The organism is Streptomyces sp. NPDC107581 (assembly GCF_055657175.1).
Window position 1 is genome coordinate 334,791 of sequence record NZ_JBVKBH010000003.1, and the last position, 18,767, is coordinate 353,557.

Sequence of the window (18,767 nt, forward strand, 5' to 3'; positions counted from 1 at the left end):
GGTATGACGGCCGTCGTACGGATCCTGCTCCGCCGCATCGCCCTGCTCGTGCCGCTGCTGCTCGGGATCGTGCTGTTCGTGTTCCTGGTGATGCGGTTCTCCGACGTCGACCCCGCGTCCGCGTTCTTCCAGGGCGCGAACCCGACCCCGCAGCAACTGCACGACTTCCGGGAGCGCAACGGCCTGCTCGACCCGTTCCCGGTGCGCTACGTCCACTTCGTGGGCGATGTGCTCCACGGCGACCTGGGCACCAGTGCCCTGACCCGGGCGCCGGTCGTCGACCAGGTGACCACCGCGCTGCCGCTCACCCTGCAGCTGACCTTCCTCGGCCTCGGCATCGCGGTGGTGCTGGCGCTGGCCGGAGGCGTCACCGCGGCCGTCCACCGGGACCGGCTGCCGGACCAGATCATCAGGATCGTCTCCCTGATCGGGGTCGCCGCGCCCGGATTCTGGCTGGCGCTGCTGATGATCCAGTACCTGGCGGTGGACCAGGGCTGGTTCCCGACCGGCGGCTACATCAACCCGGCCGACTCCTTCACCGGCTGGCTCAGGACCATGGCGCTGCCCGCGTTCGCGCTGTCCCTGCCGGTGGCCGCCCAGCTGACCCGGATCGTGCGCACGTCGGTGGTGGAGGAGCTGGACAAGGACTATGTGCGCACCGCGATCGGCAGCGGGCTGCCGCCCCGGGTCGTGGTCGGCCGGAACGTACTGCGCAACGCGCTCGTCAACCCGCTGACCGTGCTCGGCCTGCGGGTGGGCTACCTCCTCGGCGGCGCGGTCGTCATCGAGACGATCTTCTCGCTGCCCGGCATGGGCAAGCTGATGATCGACGCCGTGCAGAACGGTGATCCGGCGGTGGTGCAGGGGGTGGTCCTCACCACGGCCACCGGGTTCGTCGTCGTCAACCTCGTCATCGACATCCTCTACCTGCTCGTCAACCCACGTCTGAGGGCGGCCTGATGGTCACGCGCGCGGAGCTCACCGAGCGGCTCTCCCGGCCCGGCGTCCGGCTGCGCGGCTGGCACCGGCTGCCGCTGCTGTCGAAGGCCGCCGTCTGCTTCGTGGCCCTGGTCGTCCTGGTCGCCGCCCTCGCTCCGGTGCTCGCCCCGCACGACCCGCTCGACCAGCAGGACCCGGTCGACGGCACCGGACACCCGTCGGCCGCGCACTGGATGGGCCAGGACAGCCTCGGCCGGGACATCCTCAGCCGGCTGATGTACGGAGCCCGCTGGTCGCTGGCGATCGGTCTCGGCGCGACCGCGCTGGCGCTGGTCGTGGGCGCGGTCGTCGGGGCGCTCGCCGCCACCTCGCGCAAAGGGGTCGACGAGACGCTGATGCGCTGCCTGGACGTGGTGATGGCGTTCCCGGGCATCGCGCTCGCGGCCGTGCTGGTCGCCGTCTTCGGCGGCGGGATCACCGTACTGATCTGCGCGATCGCCTTCCTGTTCACCCCGCCGGTCGCACGCGTGGTGCGCGCCAACGTCCTCGACCAGTACGGGGAGGACTACGTCACCGCGGAACGGGTGATCGGCGCCCGCACCCCGCACATCGTGCTGCGGCACGTGGCCGTCAACTGTGCCGCCCCGGTGCTGGTGTTCTGCACGGTCCAGGTCGCCGAGGCCATCGTCTTCGAGGCGTCGCTGTCCTTCATCGGCGCGGGCGTACGGCCCCCGGACCCCTCCTGGGGCAGTGTCATCGCCGACGGGAAGAACATGGTGCTGACCGGCGGCTGGTGGGCGACCGTCTTCCCCGGGCTGCTGATGCTGCTGACCGTCCTGTCCCTGAACATCCTCTCCGAGGGCGTCTCGGACGCCTGGGCCGCCCCGGCCGCCCGCGAGGTGGAGGTCCCCGAGGACCACCTGGAGACACCGCGGCCCGGCACCGGCGAGGTGCTCCCGCTGCCCGGCCTGGCCGAGGCCGCCGCCCGGCTGCGCGGCCGGGCCCGTCCGCGCCCCGCGCCCGGCGGACAGCCGGTGCTCGCGGTGGAGAACCTCGCCATCGGCTTCCCCGGACGCCATCGGGGCGTGGACATCGTCGACGGCGTGAGCTTCGAGGTGCACCCGGGCGAGGTGCTGGGCCTGGTGGGCGAGTCGGGCTGCGGCAAGTCGCTGACCGCGCTCACCGTCATGGGGCTTCAGCCCCGGGGCGCCCGGGTGCGCGGCCAGATCCGCTTCCACCAGCGGGACCTGCTCGCCGAGCCGATGCGGGTACGGCGCCGGCTGCTCGGCCACGAGATGGCGATGGTCTACCAGGACGCCCTGTCCTCGCTGAACCCGGCGATGACCATCCGCGCCCAGCTCAAGCAGCTGGTCCGGCGCGGCGGCCAGCGCACCCCGCACGAACTGCTGACGCTGGTCGGCCTGGACCCCGACCGCACCCTGCGCAGCTACCCGCACGAACTCTCCGGCGGCCAGCGCCAGCGCGTGCTGATCGCCATGGCCCTCTCCCGCGACCCCGCCCTGATCGTGGCCGACGAACCGACGACCGCCCTGGACGTCACCGTGCAGGCCCAGGTGATGGAGCTGCTGCTGCGGCTGCGCGAGGAACTGGGCTTCGCGCTGATCCTGGTCTCGCACGACCTGGCGCTGATCGCCGACGTCACCGACCGGGTGGTGGTGATGTACGGCGGGCAGATCGTGGAGACGGGCGTGACGGCCGACCTGGTGGAGGCGCCGGCCCACCACTACACCCGCGGGCTGCTCGGCAGCGTGCTCTCGCTGGAGTCGGCCGACGAACGGATGACGCAGATCAAGGGGGTCGTACCGTCCCCCGCCGACTTCCCCGCGGGCTGCCGGTTCGCCGACCGCTGCCCGCTGGCCACCGCGGTGTGCCACACCACCGCGCCGGTCCTCACCGGCCGGGCCGCGCACACGACCGCCTGCCACCACCCCGCGGTGGAACCGACGTCGGCGGAGAGCGAGGCCGTGCAGTGACCGCTGCCGTGGAGGACCGTACCGGGACCGCCGTCGTCGAGGTGCGGGACGCCCATGTCGTCCACAAGGCCCGCGGCGGCGGTGTGTTCACCCGCGACCGGGTGTACGCCCTCACCGGTGCCGGTCTCACCGTCGCGCCGGGTGAGACGGTCGGCGTGGTCGGCGAGTCGGGGTGCGGGAAGTCGACGCTGGCGCGGGTGCTGGTGGGCATCCAGCGGCCGACCTCCGGAACGGTGTCGTTCCGGGGCCGTGACCTGTGGTCGATGCCCCCGGCCGAGCGCCGGGCCACGGTCGGCGCGGGCACCGGCATGATCTTCCAGGACCCCTCGACCGCCCTGAACCGCAGGCTGACGGTACGCCGTATCCTGCGCGACCCGCTGGACGTCCACGGGCGCGGAACGCGGACCGGACGCGACGACCGGGTGAAGGAGCTGATGGCCCTGGTGGGTCTCCCCCGGGCCCTGGCCGACGCGCTGCCCGGTCAGCTCTCCGGCGGGCAGCGCCAGCGCGTCGCCATCGCCCGCGCACTCGCCCTGGACCCCGGCCTGGTGGTGGCCGACGAGCCGACCAGCGCCCTGGACGTCTCGGTCCGCGCCCAGATCCTCAACCTTCTCCTGGACCTGAAGGAGCGCCTCGGCCTCGCCCTGGTGTTCGTCTCCCATGACATCCAGACGGTGCGGCGGATGAGCGACCGGGTGATCACCATGTACCTGGGCCGGATCGTCGAGGAGACCCCGGCCGGCCGGGTCACCGACCAGGCCCGGCACCCGTACACCCGCGCCCTGTTCTCGGCCACGCCCGGCCTGCTGGATCCCATCGACCCGATCCCGCTGACCGGACCCGTGCCCTCGGCGACCCGGCCGCCGAGCGGCTGCCCCTTCCGTACCCGCTGCTGGAAGGCCGACGAGGTCTGTGCGGATTCGATGCCGGACTTCTCGGCCGCGTCGCGGCCCGGACACCGCTACCGCTGCCACCATCCTGTGCAGGAGGACCAGTCGACCCGCGACCTGGCCCGCCAGAGCCTGCCCCGGAGCACCGAATGACCCCTCCCGCCCCTCTCACCGGTGTCGTCCCGCCCGTCTGCACGCCCCTGACACCGGACCGCGAGGTGGACGTGCCCTCACTGCTCCGGCTGGTCGACCACCTGGTCGATGCCGGGGTGCACGGCCTGTTCGTGCTCGGCTCCACCTCCGAGGCGGCCTTCCTGACGGACCGGCAGCGCGGGCTGGTGGTCGAGGCGGTCGTCGGCCATGTGGCCGGCCGGCTGCCCGTCCTGGCCGGCGCCATCGACATGACCACCCCGCGCGTCCTGGACCACGTCCGCGCCGTCACCGCGGCGGGTGCGCAGGCCGTCGTCGTCACCGCCCCCTTCTACGCCCGCACCCATCCCGCGGAGATCGTCCACCACTACCGCCGGCTCGCGGCCGCCAGCCCGGTCCCGGTGATCGCCTACGACATCCCGTCCGCCGTCCACACCAAGCTCCCCCCGGAGCTGGTCCTCGGTCTCGCCGCGGACGGTGTGCTGGCGGGCCTGAAGGACTCCAGCGGGGACCTGGCCGCCTTCCGCGAGGTCGTCACCGGCGCCCGCGCCCTGTCCGGCTTCAGCGTCCTGACCGGCTCCGAACTGATCGCCGACTCGGCGCTCGCGCTGGGCGCCGACGGAGCGGTGCCCGGCCTCGCCAACGTCGACCCGCACGGCTACGTCCGCCTCTACCGTGCCGCCCGCGCGGCCGACCGGGAGGGCGCACGCAGCGAACAGGAACGGCTGTGCGAGCTGTTCGGGATGGTCGGCGTGGGCGACTCCGCGCGGATGGGCGGCAGCTCGTCGGCGATCGGCGCGTTCAAGGCGGCGCTGCACCTGCGCGGCATCATCGACTGCCCGGCGACGGCGGAGCCGCAGGTGCCGCTGTCGGGGGACGAGGTGGCGAAGGTCGGGAAGTTCCTGGCGGGGGCGGGGCTGCTGTAGGCGCTTTCGTTCGGACCGGCCGGCCCCTGGTGCCGGTACCCGGTGATGCCTGTGCGTCACCACCGCTCACGGGACGTCCGGAAACTTCGGGCGAAAAGCGATAAAATTAGCCGAATCGTTGGCCTGGCTTCCGGACCTGGACTGCACTCGACCCGTGTGACCTTGGGGAGCGGCATGGTGGCGAGGTCTCCTGAGCAACGCGGAGTCCCGCACGGCGCTGGTGTGCGGGGCAGGTTGCTGCCCCTCCTGCCTCCTCTGCTGCTGCTCATAGGCCTGCTCATGGGCCTCTTCACACCCCGCGACATCAGGCCGGACGCCTTCCTCGCCACCGCCATGGTCTCCGCCGCCGCGCTGCTGCCCCTGTGGCGGACCGTGCTCACCGGAGTGGTCGCGTGCGGCATCTTCTTCGGCCTGATGGTGGACTTCGATGCGCTGCGGGACGCGACCGCCTACTCCGAGCTGGCCGGCCTCGTGGCGATCGCGGCGTTCGCCGTCTTCCTCAACCGCCTGCTGAGCCGACGCGCCGACCAGCTGGTACAGGTCCGCTCGGTGGCCGAGACCGCCCAGCTGGCGGTGCTGCGTCCGGTACCGCGACACCTCGGGCACCTCACGCTGGAGAGCCTGTACCTGGCCGCCGCGGCGGAGGCCCGGATCGGCGGCGACCTCTACGAGGCGATCCACACCCCGTACGGCGTACGGCTGCTCATCGGCGACGTACGCGGCAAGGGCCTGCTCGCGATGCAGGCGGCCGCGACGCTGCTCAGCGCATTCCGCGAGACCGCCCACGACGCGGTGGACCTGCCCGACCTCGCGCGCCGCCTGGAGACGAGCATGAGCCGCTACGCCGCCCGGTACCCGGACGTCCCGGGCTCGGAGACCGCCGAACGTTTCGTCACCGCGCTCCTCGTCGAGATCCCGGACGACGAACCGCTCGTCCGGACCGTCACCTGCGGCCACCCGCCCCCGCTGCTGCTGCACCGCGGCGAGGTCCGGGAGCTGCAGCCCGCCGCCCCCTCGCCGCCGCTCAACCTGGGCGATCTGGTCAGCGACGGGTACCACGTCGACCTCGCCCCCTTCCACCCCGGAGACCAGCTCCTGCTGTACACCGACGGGGTCACCGAGACCCGCGACCGCTCCGGCGCCTTCTACCCCCTGGCCGAGCGCATCCGCTCATGGGGCGGCGAGACGCCCCACCAGCTCCTCGACCATCTCCACCGCGACCTGATCGCCTACAGCGCCGGCAGGCTCGACGACGACGTCGCCGCCCTCATCGCCCGCCGCCGCCCGAGCCTCTGACTCGGGGAAGAGGCTCTGATCTGCGCAGGCCGAGGGCTCCTGACCTGCGCAGACCGAGGACTCCGGGATGTGCGGATCGATGCGGATCGAAGGCTCCGGCCGGTGCGGACTGCGGGCTCCGACCTGCACAGATCGAAGACTCCGACCGGTGCAGACTGAAGGCTCCGACCTGCACAGATCGAAGACTCCGACCGGTGCAGACTGAAGGCTCCACGTCCATCCCGGCCGTACAGGTGGACTTCGCCGCCGAGCCGGCCACCGGCTGATCGCGCGCAGGCAGCGCCGGTCGGCGCTGCCTGCGCGCGTGCCTGCGGCTCGTGAGGCACCGAGGCCGGGATCGTGGCGCCATGAAAAAGCGGCGGTTTGACGTGTGGGCGGTCGGGACTGCGTACGAGCGGTACATGGGCCGGTGGAGCCGGCTCGTCGCTGAGGAGTTCATGGCGTGGCTCGACTGCCCGGATGGACTGCGGTACATGGACGTGGGATGCGGTACAGGTGTGCTGTCGGCCGTGGTGACCGCCCGGTGCCACCCCCGGTTGATGGTGGGAATCGACCGGTCTGGCGGGTTCGTGGGCTCAGCCCGGAGCGCGGCTCCCGTCTCGACGCACTTCGTCGTGGCAGACGCGATGTCGCTTCCCGTACGCGCTGAAGCGTGTGACGTGGCCATCAGCGGCCTGGCCCTGAACTTCTTTCCCGCGCCCGCTGCCGCGGTGGCCGAAATGGCCCGGGCGGTCCGGCCGGGCGGCCTGATCGCGGCGTACGTGTGGGACTACGCCGACGGCATAGGCTTTGTCCGCCGGTTCTGGGACGCCGCCGTCAAGGTGGACCCGTCCGCGGCCGCACTGGACGAGGGGCGCCGGTTCACCGCGTGCCGGCCGGAGCCGTTGCGTGCGGTGTGGGAGGACGCGGGACTCGTCGGCGTATCGACCACCTCCATTGAGGTGCCCACCGACTTCGCCGACTTCGCCGATCTGTGGGAGCCCTTCCTGGCAGGTCAGGGCCCTGCACCGAGCTATGCAGCCGCCCTCGCCCCGGCCGACCGGGACCAAGTGCGCGACGCGCTCAGCGCAGCCGTCCCCAGGAGACCGGACGGCTCCATCCCGCTCACTGCCCGGGCCTGGGCCGTGAAAGGCCGGAAGGCGGTCCACGTCGAGGCGGGGTGAGGGCTGTCCCGTCCGGTGTTCGAGATACCGCGGGACGTGGTCGTCTCACCGTCACCCCGTCAGGGTGAGGTTGTGCAGGCGGGCGGCGATGCCGATCAGGTTGCCGTCGGCACGGTAGGTGTACGCCCGGTGTTGCACCGCGCTTGCTCCAGGGGGTGGCCGGCCCGGTTCAGGGGCGCGCGGGCCTGGCGATGTCCGCCCCCGGGGCGTGAGTGCCCTTCAGGCTCTCTATGAAGTGAGTGAAAGCTCCGGCCGGGAAGGTGAGGGTCGCTCTGGCCGGGGTTTTGGAGTCGCGGATGGATATGTGGGTCCGGCGGTCGGCTATCTCCACGCAGGCGTTTCCGTCGCCGCCGCCGGAGTAGGACGACTTCCGCCAGTGGTCGCGGATGGCCATGAGTGCCTCACAGTTCCTTCGACAGGCGGTGGATGAAGTCACGCGATCGATCAGGGGCAAGTGACGCTGCTTCCAGTCTACGGAAGTGTGTTCGGAACACCCCTAGCTGCGCCTCCGAGTCGATGAAGACTGTGCCGTGCGGTCCATCGCGCACGACGGTGTCCAGCTTCGGGACGGCGCCACCCGCGTAGACCATGGCGGCACCGACATCGACGATGTGCTCCAGGTTGAACGGGATGACGCGCACAGTGATGTGGTCCGCCTCGGAAAGCTCCAGGATGCGGGCAAGTTGAGCCCTTGAGGCAGCGCGGCTGCTGACCATCATGCGGAGCGCAGCCTCGTGGACCAAGGCCTGGTACGGGATTGCCGGCTCCTTCTCGAGGATGGACCGCCGCCGCATGCGGTGCTGGACTCGCAGCGCCAGCTCCTCTGCGGGCAGTTCAGGTACACGGGACGAGAAGAGCGCCCGTGCGTAGTCCTCTGTCTGGAGGAGCCCGGGAACGTACAGAAATTCCACGTCCCACCGGTAGGCGGCGTAGTACTCCAACTCCGAAAGATCAAGGAACGACGTCGGGAGGAGGCCTCGGTACTCCTCCCACCAACCGTGCGCCCGCGCGACCGCCATGGCAGCCAGCGCGTCGACCAACTCCTGATCGGTGCAGGCGTACTGGGCCGCAATCCGCCTCATGCGCACCTCACTGACGCCTGCGAGACCCACCTCGATCTGACTCACCTGGGCGGAGTCGGTCCCGAGGAGCGCGGCGGCCTCGCGCCCCTTGAGCCCTGCAGCCTCCCGAAGTTTCCGCAGCTCGGCGCCCAAGCGCTGCTGACGTGCGCTCGCCTGCTGCCTGCGTGGCATGGCTACCCCCTGAGGTCCCCAACTACGGGAAACCAGTGACTCGTTCGAAGGTGAGATTACGGCAACGACTTGCGCGGGACCAAATTTGACCCCTACCGTCAGTGACACGATACACACGCTACGGAAGCGCACCGCTCCGTCCTGCCATGACGGCCGCGGCAATGCCACCGCGAGTGAACCCCCCTCCTTCTGAACGGAGTTGACGCATGCCCGAAACCTGGGACTACACGCTCTACATCCCGAACGACCTCAGAGCGGTCACGGTCTGTCGCCGTACCCTGCGCCTGATCCTGACCCTGCACGGCTTGATCGGGCTGGTGGACACGGCGGAGCTGCTGGCGGCAGAACTGATCTCGAACGCCGTACGGCACACGAAGGGGCCGGCGGCCCTGAGGGTGCGCCGGACGCCGGAGGGGGTGGTGTGGATCGGGGCCTGGGACACGGACCCCGGACCGCCGCAGCCGCCCCGGCCGTTGGAGCAGGCGGCGGAACTGGAAGAGGCGGGCCGGGGACTGGGCCTGGTCGTGGCCTGCGCGGACTACTGGGGCTGGCAGCCGTCGGCGCGGTTCGGGGACCGGGGCAAGTACGTGTGGTGCGAACTTGCGGCGGCCTAGCTCGTTGATCACGTCGTACGGAAAGGAGAGCTGATGGTCGGCTCGTCGCACGAGGCGCTGCACCGCATCTTCCAGAAGGACCCCGCACTGCTGACCCGCGCGTTACAGCGCGTGCTGCACGTCCCGTTCCCGGAACCGCGGGAGATCGCCGCGCTGAACGTGGACCTGACCGAGATCGAACCGGTCGAACGCCGCGTGGACACCCTCCTGAGGGCGGAGACGGACGAGGGCACGTACCTCCTCGTGGTGGAATCGCAGGGGAAGGTGGACGACCGCAAGCGGGGCAGCTGGCCGTACTACCTCTCCTACCTCTACGAGAAGTACCGCTGCGAACCGGTGCTGATCGTGATCACCCAGAGCAGCACCACGGCCCGCTGGGCCTCCCAGCCCATCCAGCTCGGCTTCCCCGGCTGGTACTCCCTGACGGTTCGGCCCCTCGTGCTCGGCCCGGACAACGTGCCGGTGATCGCGGACGAGCGGCAGGCGGAACGGGATGTCCCCCTTGCGGTGCTCTCGGCGATGACACACGGGCGTGGCCCGGGGGCCGCCGCCATACTGGAATCGCTGGCCTCCGCCCTGGGGACCATCGACCCCGACAGTGCCGCGGTCTTCGTGCAGTTCGTCGACTCATGCCTGGCCGACCCCCAGGCGAAGCAGATGTGGAGGGACCTGATGACAGCGATCCAGTACTTCTGGCGACACCCGCTCGCAGAGCAAGTGCGCGAGGAGGGGCGGGAACAGGGCCTGGAACAGGGACGGATCCAAGACCGCCGCGAGATGGTCCTCCACATCCTGGATTGGCGCGGCATTCAGGTGACCGACGCTGTCCGCGAACGGGTGAGTGCCTGCACCGACCTGGACCAGCTGGAGGTCTGGGCCCAGCGAGCGGTACACGCGACGGACGCGGCGGAGCTGTTCACCGTGGATTGAGTACGCGTTACTCGAGGACGAATTCGGAGTGGCCCCCATTTTCGAACACCCCAACCCAGCCGCACCCAAGCCGTCCGCAACCGTCTTAGCTTTTCGGGATAGGGATTTGCTGGAGATGCTGGATGATGAGATCCATATCCGAGAGCGCCTTAAGGCAGAATTCCCGATCCCCAACATTGATAGCATGAACGACGTGCGAAAAATTCGGATCCTTGAGACCGTGAGCCTCGACTAGGATCCGGTTCGGCAACAGAAGCCAGTTCCTCCTCGCCCTATCGAGTACCCATTCGACTTGAGTGGGCAGTGCCCGAACTGCATTTTCAATGAGCTGCGCTACACCTTCCTGAGGGCAGGTGTAGCGCCATCCCATATACGACAGCTGATGGTAGTCGCGTCCGGGATTGTATTCCGTAGGCAGCTTAAACCAGGCGAGCTCTCCAAACCTACTGAGAGCGCGCATCGCCTGCTCACTTCGTGTCGACATGAGGCGTCCCGTATCACCATAGGGGGCCAGACAGGCTCGGCGGTTTCCCTGATAGATGCGATTGACACCTTCAGGGTTGGTCACGAAAGATGTCCACGCCACGGTTGCTTGCCATCCAGACCTCTACCGAAAGAGATTGGGTCCCATTCCTCTGGAGTCAAGATCTGCGATCCGCGCCGCAGCCCGACCCAGATCGACAGGTTCATAGCCGGTTCAAAGGAAAAGTTCTCGAGGACTCGATGCTTGGATGACATATTCCGCCAAGCGTCCCCACAGGTTTCCCGTCGCTTCAGATACCCACATGGTTGGAGTTCCGGTGGCGTCCGCCCTGCCGACCGCGGGCGAGTCGGCCGATTCCAGATCCGCAGCGACCTCGATACTCACCTGAGACACGTCCGACATCAGCCTTCTCACCTCCCCTGCCGATGTGGCCAGCGAGGCTACTTCGGCCGATGATGTGCCGATATTCAATAGCTGAGCATCAGAAAGTTCCAACCCCTGATGGATGATCTGAAAGAGAGCTCTGAATTCATCAGATCTCGGCGTGACACTGGCCATTTCCCCCCTTATTCAAGAGCGTTGTCGAACCATGCTTTACCGCCCCTGGGTGTGAAAACTGTACCCCCGCCATCGTCTTCGATGACTACGGCTTGCTTGTCAGGGTCCCAGTAGCCGACGCGGCATTTCAGACCCGCTGCGGCGAGGTCACGCAAGGTCCAATTCCTCACCACTCGGGATTCGGCGTGCCCCATCAACAAACGCGGTCAGGGCTACAATGCAAGCACTGTCGGAGACTACCTGGATACAAGTCCCGGTCCCCACGGTGCCGACGGAAATGCCGTCGCCTCCTGTGAGGGAGATGTCCGCCGTCACATCAGTACCGAAACCATCAAGAGTGATCGAGCGAAGTCCGCCGAAGGCAACCTCGGTCTTCACGGTATTGAAACCTTGTCCAGCCCACTTCCACGGTCGAACGGGATAGTCCGGCAGGTCCAGACGCACATCATCTCGGGCCCCGCCCTTCCAACACCACCTGGCACAAGCGAATCCCGGAGAGGCTCGGGGCACCCCAACGGAACCGGATGATGCCCTTGGCGTTGATCCGCCAGCGCAGGAAACCCTACGGCCTTAACGGCTACCATTGCGCGATCCAAGTGCACATCGCTTTTAATTGCAATTACTCAAAGATAGGAAAATCCGCCACCACCATCGAAGAATCTTTCAATCTCCGCCGCGCCCGACTCCCCTTCGATCACAGCACACCTCTTGGATAGCTTTTCTGCCACCCTATCGTAGGAGCCGCTACGACAGAAAATCACATGCCCTCCGGCCGGATGCCTGTTGAGAGGAATCAATGGCAAGACGTCCATTTCAAGCGCCGTCAACACATATAGCATAACCAGTTGCGTGCGCAGAAATTCAAATCCAATGCCGTTTTCAAAGTCCAACGAGAGGGAGAAGTGCCCCTCCAGTAGCTGGGCCGCCCCGACCCAATTCGACGATGGACAGTTAGGCGCTGCGATCCCTAGGGCATATCCCGAGTTCCTGCGCAGAAGCGGCTCAATCTCCCCATAGTGATTGGCATTAAAACGCGGAAATCGTCGATAGGCCGACTCAACGAACGGCATCTTTGGAAATTTCTTGAGGCCCGCACGTCTGGCGAATTTCCTGAGGAACACATACGACTGTTCCGGCAGTTGGGGCTGGCCGTCCGCCGAAATCCTGGTAGACCATGTGAATAGTTGATACCCCTCAAACGAACCGACCGTTTCATCGAGGCACACTAGTTCACTGGCAGGGTCAGACATGACCCAGAATGCAGAGACGCCAGGAAGGCTGGTATCGCTTGTCAAGTTGCACGGATCGCCCGACATGGAGCGGAATTCTGGTTGACCAACGATTGTCCTATTTTTTTCGCCTTGCCGAAGATTACTTTGCATCTCTAGGCCTTCCCTGAAGTCCGTAGCCAGAATCCATACTTCCATAGTAGACATGTTCACCTCCAGGGCCGTGGTAGTGAGGTAGCGCCCACTCATCCTTGTCTTTGAAGTAGTGCCCGTTCGCGTGATGGCCGATTTCTACGATATTCCCCTTAGAGTCGATAGCCGAAATCGTTTCCCATGGCTCACCATTGGGGCCAGTAAGATTCGGATTCCTGCCCCATTGTGGCGTTCTCTCGATGAGAGAAGGGTCAGTCACATCGTATCGCCGGAGCACCTCGTTCAGAGCTTCCTCTTGGGTGGGGTAGACGACGTCTCCGCGTGCAGCGTTGAGCGGCACGTGGTTCTCTTCTCCCCCGATGGGGCACGGGCCGAGGCCCAGTGGGTCGGTCCACGCGTGCGGGTTGCGAATGTAGGTAGCCGGGTTATCCGCGGGCGCGAGTCCGAGCGGATCGAGGCTGAGGTACCGGGCGGTCTCGGGGTCGTAGTGGCGGAAGTAGTTGTAGTGGAGACCGGTTTCAGGGTCGAAGTACTGACCGGGGAAACGTAGAGGCGTATAGGTGTTGCTGTTCGCTGCCCACGTCGTTGTCCCCCACAGGGTGCTGCGGGTACGCCAGGCAATGTCGCCTCGCTCATCAATGAGTTCGCTGGGTGTTCCAACCAAGTCGGTGACGATGGCGAAGAAGCGGGAGTCGATCTCGTTCTGGGGGGCGTCTGCCGTGGTGATGCGTTCCGTTTGAGCCAAGGGGCGCAGGCCCTGGTGGTCCCAGGTAAGAGTGACCGGGTTGGGGAGGTCCGCAGACGTCGTGGTCTGTTCGCAGAGGGTGGTGCCGTCCCAGGTGAAGTCGACCCGCTCTACGACTGTCTCCCCGTCAGTCGCGAGGCGGAGTTTGGCGGTGCGTCGGCCGAGCGGGTCATAGGTGTAGAGCCACCGGGTACCGTCCGGTGTCGTCACCGAGGCGAGGCGGTCTTCGGCGTCCCATTCGTAGCGCCAGGTATCGGGCTTACGGGACAAGCGGGTCTTCTGGCGGAGAGTGATGCGGCCTAGGGCGTCGTGCTCGTAGCGGACGTTGCCGGCGCGCATGATACGTGTGCCAGCGTACTCGCGGGTCCCCACCGCCTCCTGGCCCGGATGGTCCGTCGGCCACGATGCCTGTGTCTGGTTGCCTGCCTCGTCGTAGGCGTACCGCTCCGTCCAGCCCGCCGCATGGACCGCCGTCACCCGGCCCGCCGCATCGAGGTCGAAGCGGCGGGAGCCGGCGAGCTGATCGTCGATGCCTGTCAGACTGCCGTCGGCGCGGTAGGTGTATGTCCGGTGCTGCACCGAGCGGCCCGCCGCCCCGGCCACTGACTGGATCGTCAGACGGCCCAGCGCGTCGAAGGCATGCTCCAGCGTGACAGTCTCGCCGATATGGCGCAACAGTTCGTGGCCTGCCTCGTCGTAGATGAAGTCGATAGCGCGTCCCGAGGCCACCATGCCGGTGCGGCGCCCGGCAGCGTCGTACGACCAGGATGTCCTGGCCCCGGTCGGGGTCGTGCGTTCGGTGCGGCGCCCCAGCTCGTCGTACTTGTACGTCAGGGTCCGTCCGTTGACCGTTTCCGAGTGCAGGCGGCCATAACGCTCTCGCAGCAGGGTGAGCGCCGTGCCATCGGGGCCTGTCGCCTGCGCCAGTTGGTCCGTGAGGTCATACGCGTAGGTCGTGACCCGGCCTGCCGCGTTCTTACTGGTCACCTGGCCCAGTTCGTTGCGCTCGAAGGACACCATGTCGCCAAGAACGTTTCTGCGGGAGACAAGGCGGCCCGCAAGGTCGTACTCGTAGGTCAGGGTGCGGTCGTCGAAGTCCGTCTCCGTCGCCAGGCGGCCCGCCGCGTCGTACTCGTACGTCCACGTCAGGCCCTGCGGATTGGTGACCTTCGTCAGGCGCAACTCGCTGTCGTGGTCGAACTCGTAGCGGACCCCGTCCGGGCCCGTGCGCGCCGTCAGCAGGTCGAAGTGGGTGTACTCGAACCGGGAGACGCCGCCGATCGGGTCGGTGTGGCTCGTGCAGTTGCCCTCGCCGTCGTACGTCCACGTCTCGGTCGTGCCGTCCGGGGCCGTGCGGGCCGACAGGTGCCCCTCCACGGTCCACTCCAGCCGGGTCACCGCACCTGTCGGGTCCGTTGTCGTGATGGCGCGGCCGAGGGCGTCCCGGTCGTAGCGCGTCGCCGCGCCCAGCGGGTCGGTCACCTCCACCGGGAGACCCGCGCGATCGCAGACGACCCTGGTGGTGTTGCCCAGCGGATCCGTCACGGACGTCAGGTGGCCGGCCGCCGTGTACGTGAAGTGGGTCGTCCGGCCCGCCGGGTCCGTCACCGATGTGCGGTTGCCCCGCTCGTCGAAGTCCTGCCGGATCACCGTGCCGTCCGGATTCACCAGCTTCACCGGCAGACCGAGTTCGCTGTACTCCGTCCTCGCCTCGCGGCCGTCCGGGCGTACCACCTTCGTGACGTTGCCCGTCTCGTCGTATGCGAAGGTCGTCGTGTGGCCCAGCGGGTCCGTCCGGGACAGCAGACGGTTGTAGCGGTCGCGGTGGTATCCGCTCTCGGCGCCGAGCGGGTCGGTCACGGACACCACCTGGCGGGCCTCGTTGACCAGGTAGCGCGTGCTGTGGCCTTCGCCGTTGGTCGCCGTGGTCACCCGCAGGCCCGTCTCCGGGTCCGGGTCCCCGTAGACGAAGCGCGTGGCCATGTGACCCGCGGAACCGGTCTGGGCCGTGCAGCGGTCCTGGCCGTCGTACTCGTACGTGTAGCTGCGGTCGTTCGTGTCCGTCCAGGACGTGATCCGGCCCGAGTCGTCGTAGGTGAAGCGGAGCGGCAGGCCCGAGGAGTTGATGACCTCTGTGAGGTTGCCCGCTGTGTAGCCGAAGCGTTTCAGCTCCTGGCCGGTGGCCGTCAGGTGGTATGCCGTGACGCGGCCCGAGTGCGTGGTGATGCGGACGCCCTGGCCGGCACTCGTCACCACGGCCAGTGGTGTGCCCTCCGCGTCGTACTCGAAGGTGATCCAGTTGCCGTTGCGGTCGTCGATCTGCTCCAGGACGGCGAGGTTCTCGCCCCTCTCGGCGAAGTGCCACGTGCGATGGGACTGCGGGTCCGTGACCGTGTAGCCGCCGTCCACGCGGTCCAAGGGCCAGCGCGGGCCGTGCGACGGGAGGGTGGGCAGCCCCGGTGCCGGGTGCGGATAGGCCAGGAGCAGGCCGTCCTCCGTGATGAAGACGACTCCCTGCGCGTCGATCTCCAGGCGTTGGTCGAGGGTGGAGGACCACGACGGGCCGAACCAGCGGCCCTGGTGGTAGCCGGACTCCACCCGCCGCTTGAGGATCAGGGGCAGCACACCGGGGAAGGTCGCGTCGGTCTGCGGGAGGAACATCTTGCCGGTGGCGACGTCGACCGGGTCGCCGCAGTCCTCGACGGCGTCGTCCTGACGGGAGTGATCCTGCGGGTTCTCGTCCGCCTCCTCGCGGGCCGTCTTCCCGCCCGCGCCTTCCGCCGCGCCGCGTTCCCCGGCCGTCGCCTCCTCGGCCGCCTTCGCACCGTCTTCCGCGACCCGGGTGCCGTCGACAGCGACTCCCTCGGCTCCCGCCTCCGGTATGAGGAACTGAGGCAGGATTTCGCCGCCGACCCCGCCGGGGTCCTGGAGGAAGGAGTTCCAGAGCTGGTCGCCGGTCTGGCTGGGATGGGTGACCATGTGGACCGCGCCGCCCAGGAGTTCCACCTTGGCCTGCAGGGCCTCATACGGGTGGGTGATCGCGTAGGGGTCGAGCGGGTTCGCGTTTCGGGCCAGGTTGTTCAGGTCGCCGAGTCCGCGCACGAAACCGCCGAAGAAACGCATGTCCTCCGTCTTGGCCGCATCCCACACGTCGGCGCCGTCGAGCTTGAGCTGGTTGAGGGCCGACGGCTCGTGCGGGGCGTGCTGCAGGGCGGCCTTGACGCGGCCGGCGGCCTCCGAGGCGAGATGGGTGCGCTGACGCCGGGCCGCGGCCAGGATCTGCTCGGCCGCATGCCTGGCCTCATCTCCCGGGTCCTGCTCCGAGGGCCTGGTCCCGGGGTCCTTGTCGCCCGCCTCGACCGCGGCGTTGTACGTCTTCACCTTCTGCTCATGGGTCTTCGAGGCGGCCTTGCCCTCGCGGTACTTCGCCACCGCCTCCCGCGCCTGGGCCTGCGCCCACTCCACCGTGTGCGCGAAGTTCTCCAGCGCCGAAGCTGCCTCACCGCACGCTTCGGCCGCCTGGTGCCACTTGACCTGGTGCGAGGCGAACTTCTTGCGGAACGCATCGGCCGCCTCGCCCTTGAAGTCCGAGGAGTCCAGATCCTTCATACCGGACGCGACCGCACCGAAGGCCTGCGCGAAATGCTGCAGATGCCCCGCCGTCTCACGCAGCTTCGCCGGGTTGCCATGGACGAGCTCCTTCGGATCCTCGGTCTCGTCCAGCTGCTGCTCGTCCACATGCGCGCCCAGCCTGGACGCCGTACTGTCACCCCAGTCGTCGACCTTGTCGGCCACACCATGCGCACCGGCCCAGTCGAGCACGCCGCCCACCCCATGGGCACCCTCGTCGATGACATGACCCGTCGTCCGCTTGACGTGGTCATAACCCGACTTGAGCGACCCCAGGGCACTGTTGAACTTCCCCGTCAGCGACATCAGCTACCGCCACCCGCCCCGGTCACGTCCCGCACGGTGGACGGCGTGATCGGGATCGGACTGCCCGGCATCTCGCTCGTCTCCACGTCCGTGAGCATGCCCTTGCCGGTCTGCTTCAGGGAGTTCACCAGGTTGTCGCGGTCCTGCTTGCCGTAACCCGTCGTCATCCCGGCGTGGTTGATCTGGTCCACGCTCTCCTTCTCCACCTGGTCGTTGGAGGCGAAGGGGTCCCCGACGGCCGAGTTGTAGGCGATCTTGAACGAGCCCTTCACATACTCGTCCGTCTGGTGGAACGTGCCGGCCGCCAGCCCCATCCCCTCCGCGAGCGCGTTGCCCTCCTGCATCAGATCCCGCACCCCCCACTGCCAGCGCTCGCAGAAGGTGTGCAGCATCGCGCCCAGAGCGTCGTCACCGACGTCCATACCGTCCATCTCCAGACCGGTGAAACCCCGGCCCGCACCCGCCCAGCCCTTCATCCCGCCCAGCGAATCCATCTCGCTCAAAGCCTTGTTGATGCCCTCGGCCATCGACTTCAGCCCCTGCACCCGCAGATCCGGCTGACCGCCCCCGCCCGGAGTCGTCACTGTCGCCTCTCCCCCGTCGATCGTCCCGTCTCAACACCCAAGTCCCTGTCCAGCACGCCAACAGCACGCGTCCCGGTTCCGGTACCGCTGTCCGCGTCACCGCCGCCGCCAGGCCCGTCCACCGCGACCGCCTCCGGCACGATCCCGACCACCGGCGGCAGCACCAGCCCCCGCTCACCATCACCGGCATCCACCAACACCCCGCACGGCAACCCGCAGGCCCCGGCCACCGCAGGCACACCGGCATCCAGCACCGCCGCACCCCACACCGCCCGGTACCGCCAGCCCCGGCCCTGCTCACCCCGCGCCCTCGCATACCGCACCAGCGCCGCCTCGTCCGTGAACGCGAGCAGCCACCGCGCCCCCTGCATCTCCACGGTCAGAGCGGCACCGTTCTCCCCGTACGGCACCAGCACCCGACGACGCCGGAACTCACCGAGCCGCGCGCGGAACCCACGCCGGTGGGAGCGGAGCTGGTCGGCCAGATCCGTCCGCCGGTCCACTGGATCCGTCGGCCCGGCCACTGGATCCGTCCGCCGGTCCTCCGGATCCGTCGGCCGAGGCGCCACGTCGGTCGGCCGGTCCGCCTCCGCAGCCCGCATTGCGTCGGCGAACGTGTCGAGCCCGTCGTCCGCCGTCGGACCCGAAGGTGCGGACCACGCCTCAGCCGCTGGCGTCGGCGCCTCGCTCGCGCCCACGATCGTCTGCTCGGCTATGTCCGCCAGCGCCGACCTGGGCGGATTCACCCTCGCCGCTCTCGACTCCCCCGCCGACCCCGCCGACCCCGTCGGCTCAGCGCCGCTCACAGCGCCATCCCCCCTCGATGGAACCGCCTTGTCACGTCCGGCTGATTTCGCTCAGCGAACGACCTTCAATGCTCACATGCACCGCCTGACGCAGACAACGCAGATCGGCTCAACAAT

Annotated in this window: 17 protein-coding genes; 8 read left to right on the forward strand and 9 right to left on the reverse strand. The window is 68.2% G+C overall.

Going from position 1 to position 18,767, the window contains the following annotated elements:
• Positions 1-3 precede the first annotated feature (3 nt).
• From ACZ7P3_RS08245 to ACZ7P3_RS08270, 6 genes are all read left to right on the forward strand, one after another.
• Complete coding sequence (locus ACZ7P3_RS08245; protein ID WP_472079876.1) at positions 4-960, forward strand: ABC transporter permease; 957 nt, start codon at positions 4-6, stop codon at positions 958-960.
• On the forward strand, positions 960-2,933 hold the full coding sequence (locus ACZ7P3_RS08250; protein WP_472079878.1) for a dipeptide/oligopeptide/nickel ABC transporter permease/ATP-binding protein: 1,974 nt from the start codon (positions 960-962) through the stop codon (positions 2,931-2,933). Before ACZ7P3_RS08245 ends, ACZ7P3_RS08250 begins: the two co-directional genes overlap by 1 nt.
• Positions 2,930-3,976, forward strand: a complete 1,047-nt coding sequence (locus ACZ7P3_RS08255; RefSeq protein WP_472079880.1) for an oligopeptide/dipeptide ABC transporter ATP-binding protein — start codon at positions 2,930-2,932, stop codon at positions 3,974-3,976. Before ACZ7P3_RS08250 ends, ACZ7P3_RS08255 begins: the two co-directional genes overlap by 4 nt.
• Positions 3,973-4,899, forward strand: coding sequence for a dihydrodipicolinate synthase family protein (locus tag ACZ7P3_RS08260; protein ID WP_472079882.1), 927 nt, complete (start codon positions 3,973-3,975; stop codon positions 4,897-4,899). The genes ACZ7P3_RS08255 and ACZ7P3_RS08260 overlap by 4 nt, the downstream gene beginning before the upstream one ends.
• Positions 4,900-5,121: 222 nt before the next feature.
• A complete protein-coding gene (locus tag ACZ7P3_RS08265) occupies positions 5,122-6,195 on the forward strand; it encodes a PP2C family protein-serine/threonine phosphatase (protein ID WP_472079884.1) in 1,074 nt (357 codons plus the stop codon).
• 401 nt (positions 6,196-6,596) lie between these two features.
• The gene (locus ACZ7P3_RS08270) at positions 6,597-7,358 is read left to right on the forward strand and encodes a class I SAM-dependent methyltransferase (RefSeq protein WP_472080312.1); all 762 of its coding nucleotides are present in this window, start codon (positions 6,597-6,599) and stop codon (positions 7,356-7,358) included.
• Positions 7,359-7,527: 169 nt separating this feature from the next.
• On the opposite strand, the gene ACZ7P3_RS08275 is transcribed toward ACZ7P3_RS08270, so the two are convergent.
• A complete protein-coding gene (locus ACZ7P3_RS08275; RefSeq protein WP_472079886.1) occupies positions 7,528-7,752 on the reverse strand; it encodes a DUF397 domain-containing protein in 225 nt (74 codons plus the stop codon).
• 7 nt (positions 7,753-7,759) lie between these two features.
• Positions 7,760-8,611: a helix-turn-helix domain-containing protein gene (locus ACZ7P3_RS08280; protein WP_472079888.1), complete on the reverse strand. Its 852-nt coding sequence runs from the start codon at positions 8,609-8,611 to the stop codon at positions 7,760-7,762.
• Positions 8,612-8,817: 206 nt separating this feature from the next.
• On the opposite strand from ACZ7P3_RS08280, the gene ACZ7P3_RS08285 reads away from it, so the two are divergent.
• Both ACZ7P3_RS08285 and ACZ7P3_RS08290 read left to right on the forward strand, forming a co-directional pair.
• Positions 8,818-9,225: an ATP-binding protein gene (locus ACZ7P3_RS08285; RefSeq protein WP_472079890.1), complete on the forward strand. Its 408-nt coding sequence runs from the start codon at positions 8,818-8,820 to the stop codon at positions 9,223-9,225.
• A 33-nt stretch (positions 9,226-9,258) separates the two neighbouring features.
• Entirely contained in the window at positions 9,259-10,155 is an 897-nt protein-coding gene (locus ACZ7P3_RS08290) for an RpnC/YadD family protein (RefSeq protein ID WP_472079892.1), read from the forward strand.
• Between the two features lie 85 nt (positions 10,156-10,240).
• Here the strand turns inward: ACZ7P3_RS08290 and ACZ7P3_RS08295 are convergent, their stop codons facing one another.
• The 7 genes from ACZ7P3_RS08295 to ACZ7P3_RS08325 all read right to left on the reverse strand — a co-directional run bounded on the left by ACZ7P3_RS08295 (position 10,241) and on the right by ACZ7P3_RS08325 (position 18,347).
• Positions 10,241-10,723 (reverse strand): hypothetical protein, encoded by a 483-nt coding sequence (locus ACZ7P3_RS08295; protein ID WP_472079894.1) that lies wholly within the window; start codon positions 10,721-10,723, stop codon positions 10,241-10,243.
• A 129-nt stretch (positions 10,724-10,852) separates the two neighbouring features.
• Positions 10,853-11,197 carry a hypothetical protein gene (locus ACZ7P3_RS08300; RefSeq protein ID WP_472079896.1) on the reverse strand — a complete coding sequence of 115 codons (345 nt, stop codon included), beginning with the start codon at positions 11,195-11,197 and terminating at the stop codon, positions 10,853-10,855.
• A 147-nt stretch (positions 11,198-11,344) separates the two neighbouring features.
• On the reverse strand, positions 11,345-11,575 hold the full coding sequence (locus ACZ7P3_RS08305) for a hypothetical protein (protein ID WP_472079898.1): 231 nt from the start codon (positions 11,573-11,575) through the stop codon (positions 11,345-11,347).
• A 245-nt stretch (positions 11,576-11,820) separates the two neighbouring features.
• The gene (locus ACZ7P3_RS08310) at positions 11,821-12,579 is read right to left on the reverse strand and encodes a hypothetical protein (RefSeq protein WP_472079899.1); all 759 of its coding nucleotides are present in this window, start codon (positions 12,577-12,579) and stop codon (positions 11,821-11,823) included.
• Entirely contained in the window at positions 12,569-17,260 is a 4,692-nt protein-coding gene (locus tag ACZ7P3_RS08315) for a putative T7SS-secreted protein (RefSeq protein WP_472079900.1), read from the reverse strand. The genes ACZ7P3_RS08310 and ACZ7P3_RS08315 overlap by 11 nt, the downstream gene beginning before the upstream one ends.
• Positions 17,260-17,844, reverse strand: coding sequence for a hypothetical protein (locus ACZ7P3_RS08320; RefSeq protein WP_472079901.1), 585 nt, complete (start codon positions 17,842-17,844; stop codon positions 17,260-17,262). Before ACZ7P3_RS08320 ends, ACZ7P3_RS08315 begins: the two co-directional genes overlap by 1 nt.
• Positions 17,841-18,347 (reverse strand): hypothetical protein, encoded by a 507-nt coding sequence (locus tag ACZ7P3_RS08325; protein WP_472079902.1) that lies wholly within the window; start codon positions 18,345-18,347, stop codon positions 17,841-17,843. Before ACZ7P3_RS08325 ends, ACZ7P3_RS08320 begins: the two co-directional genes overlap by 4 nt.
• Positions 18,348-18,767: the final 420 nt, after the last annotated feature.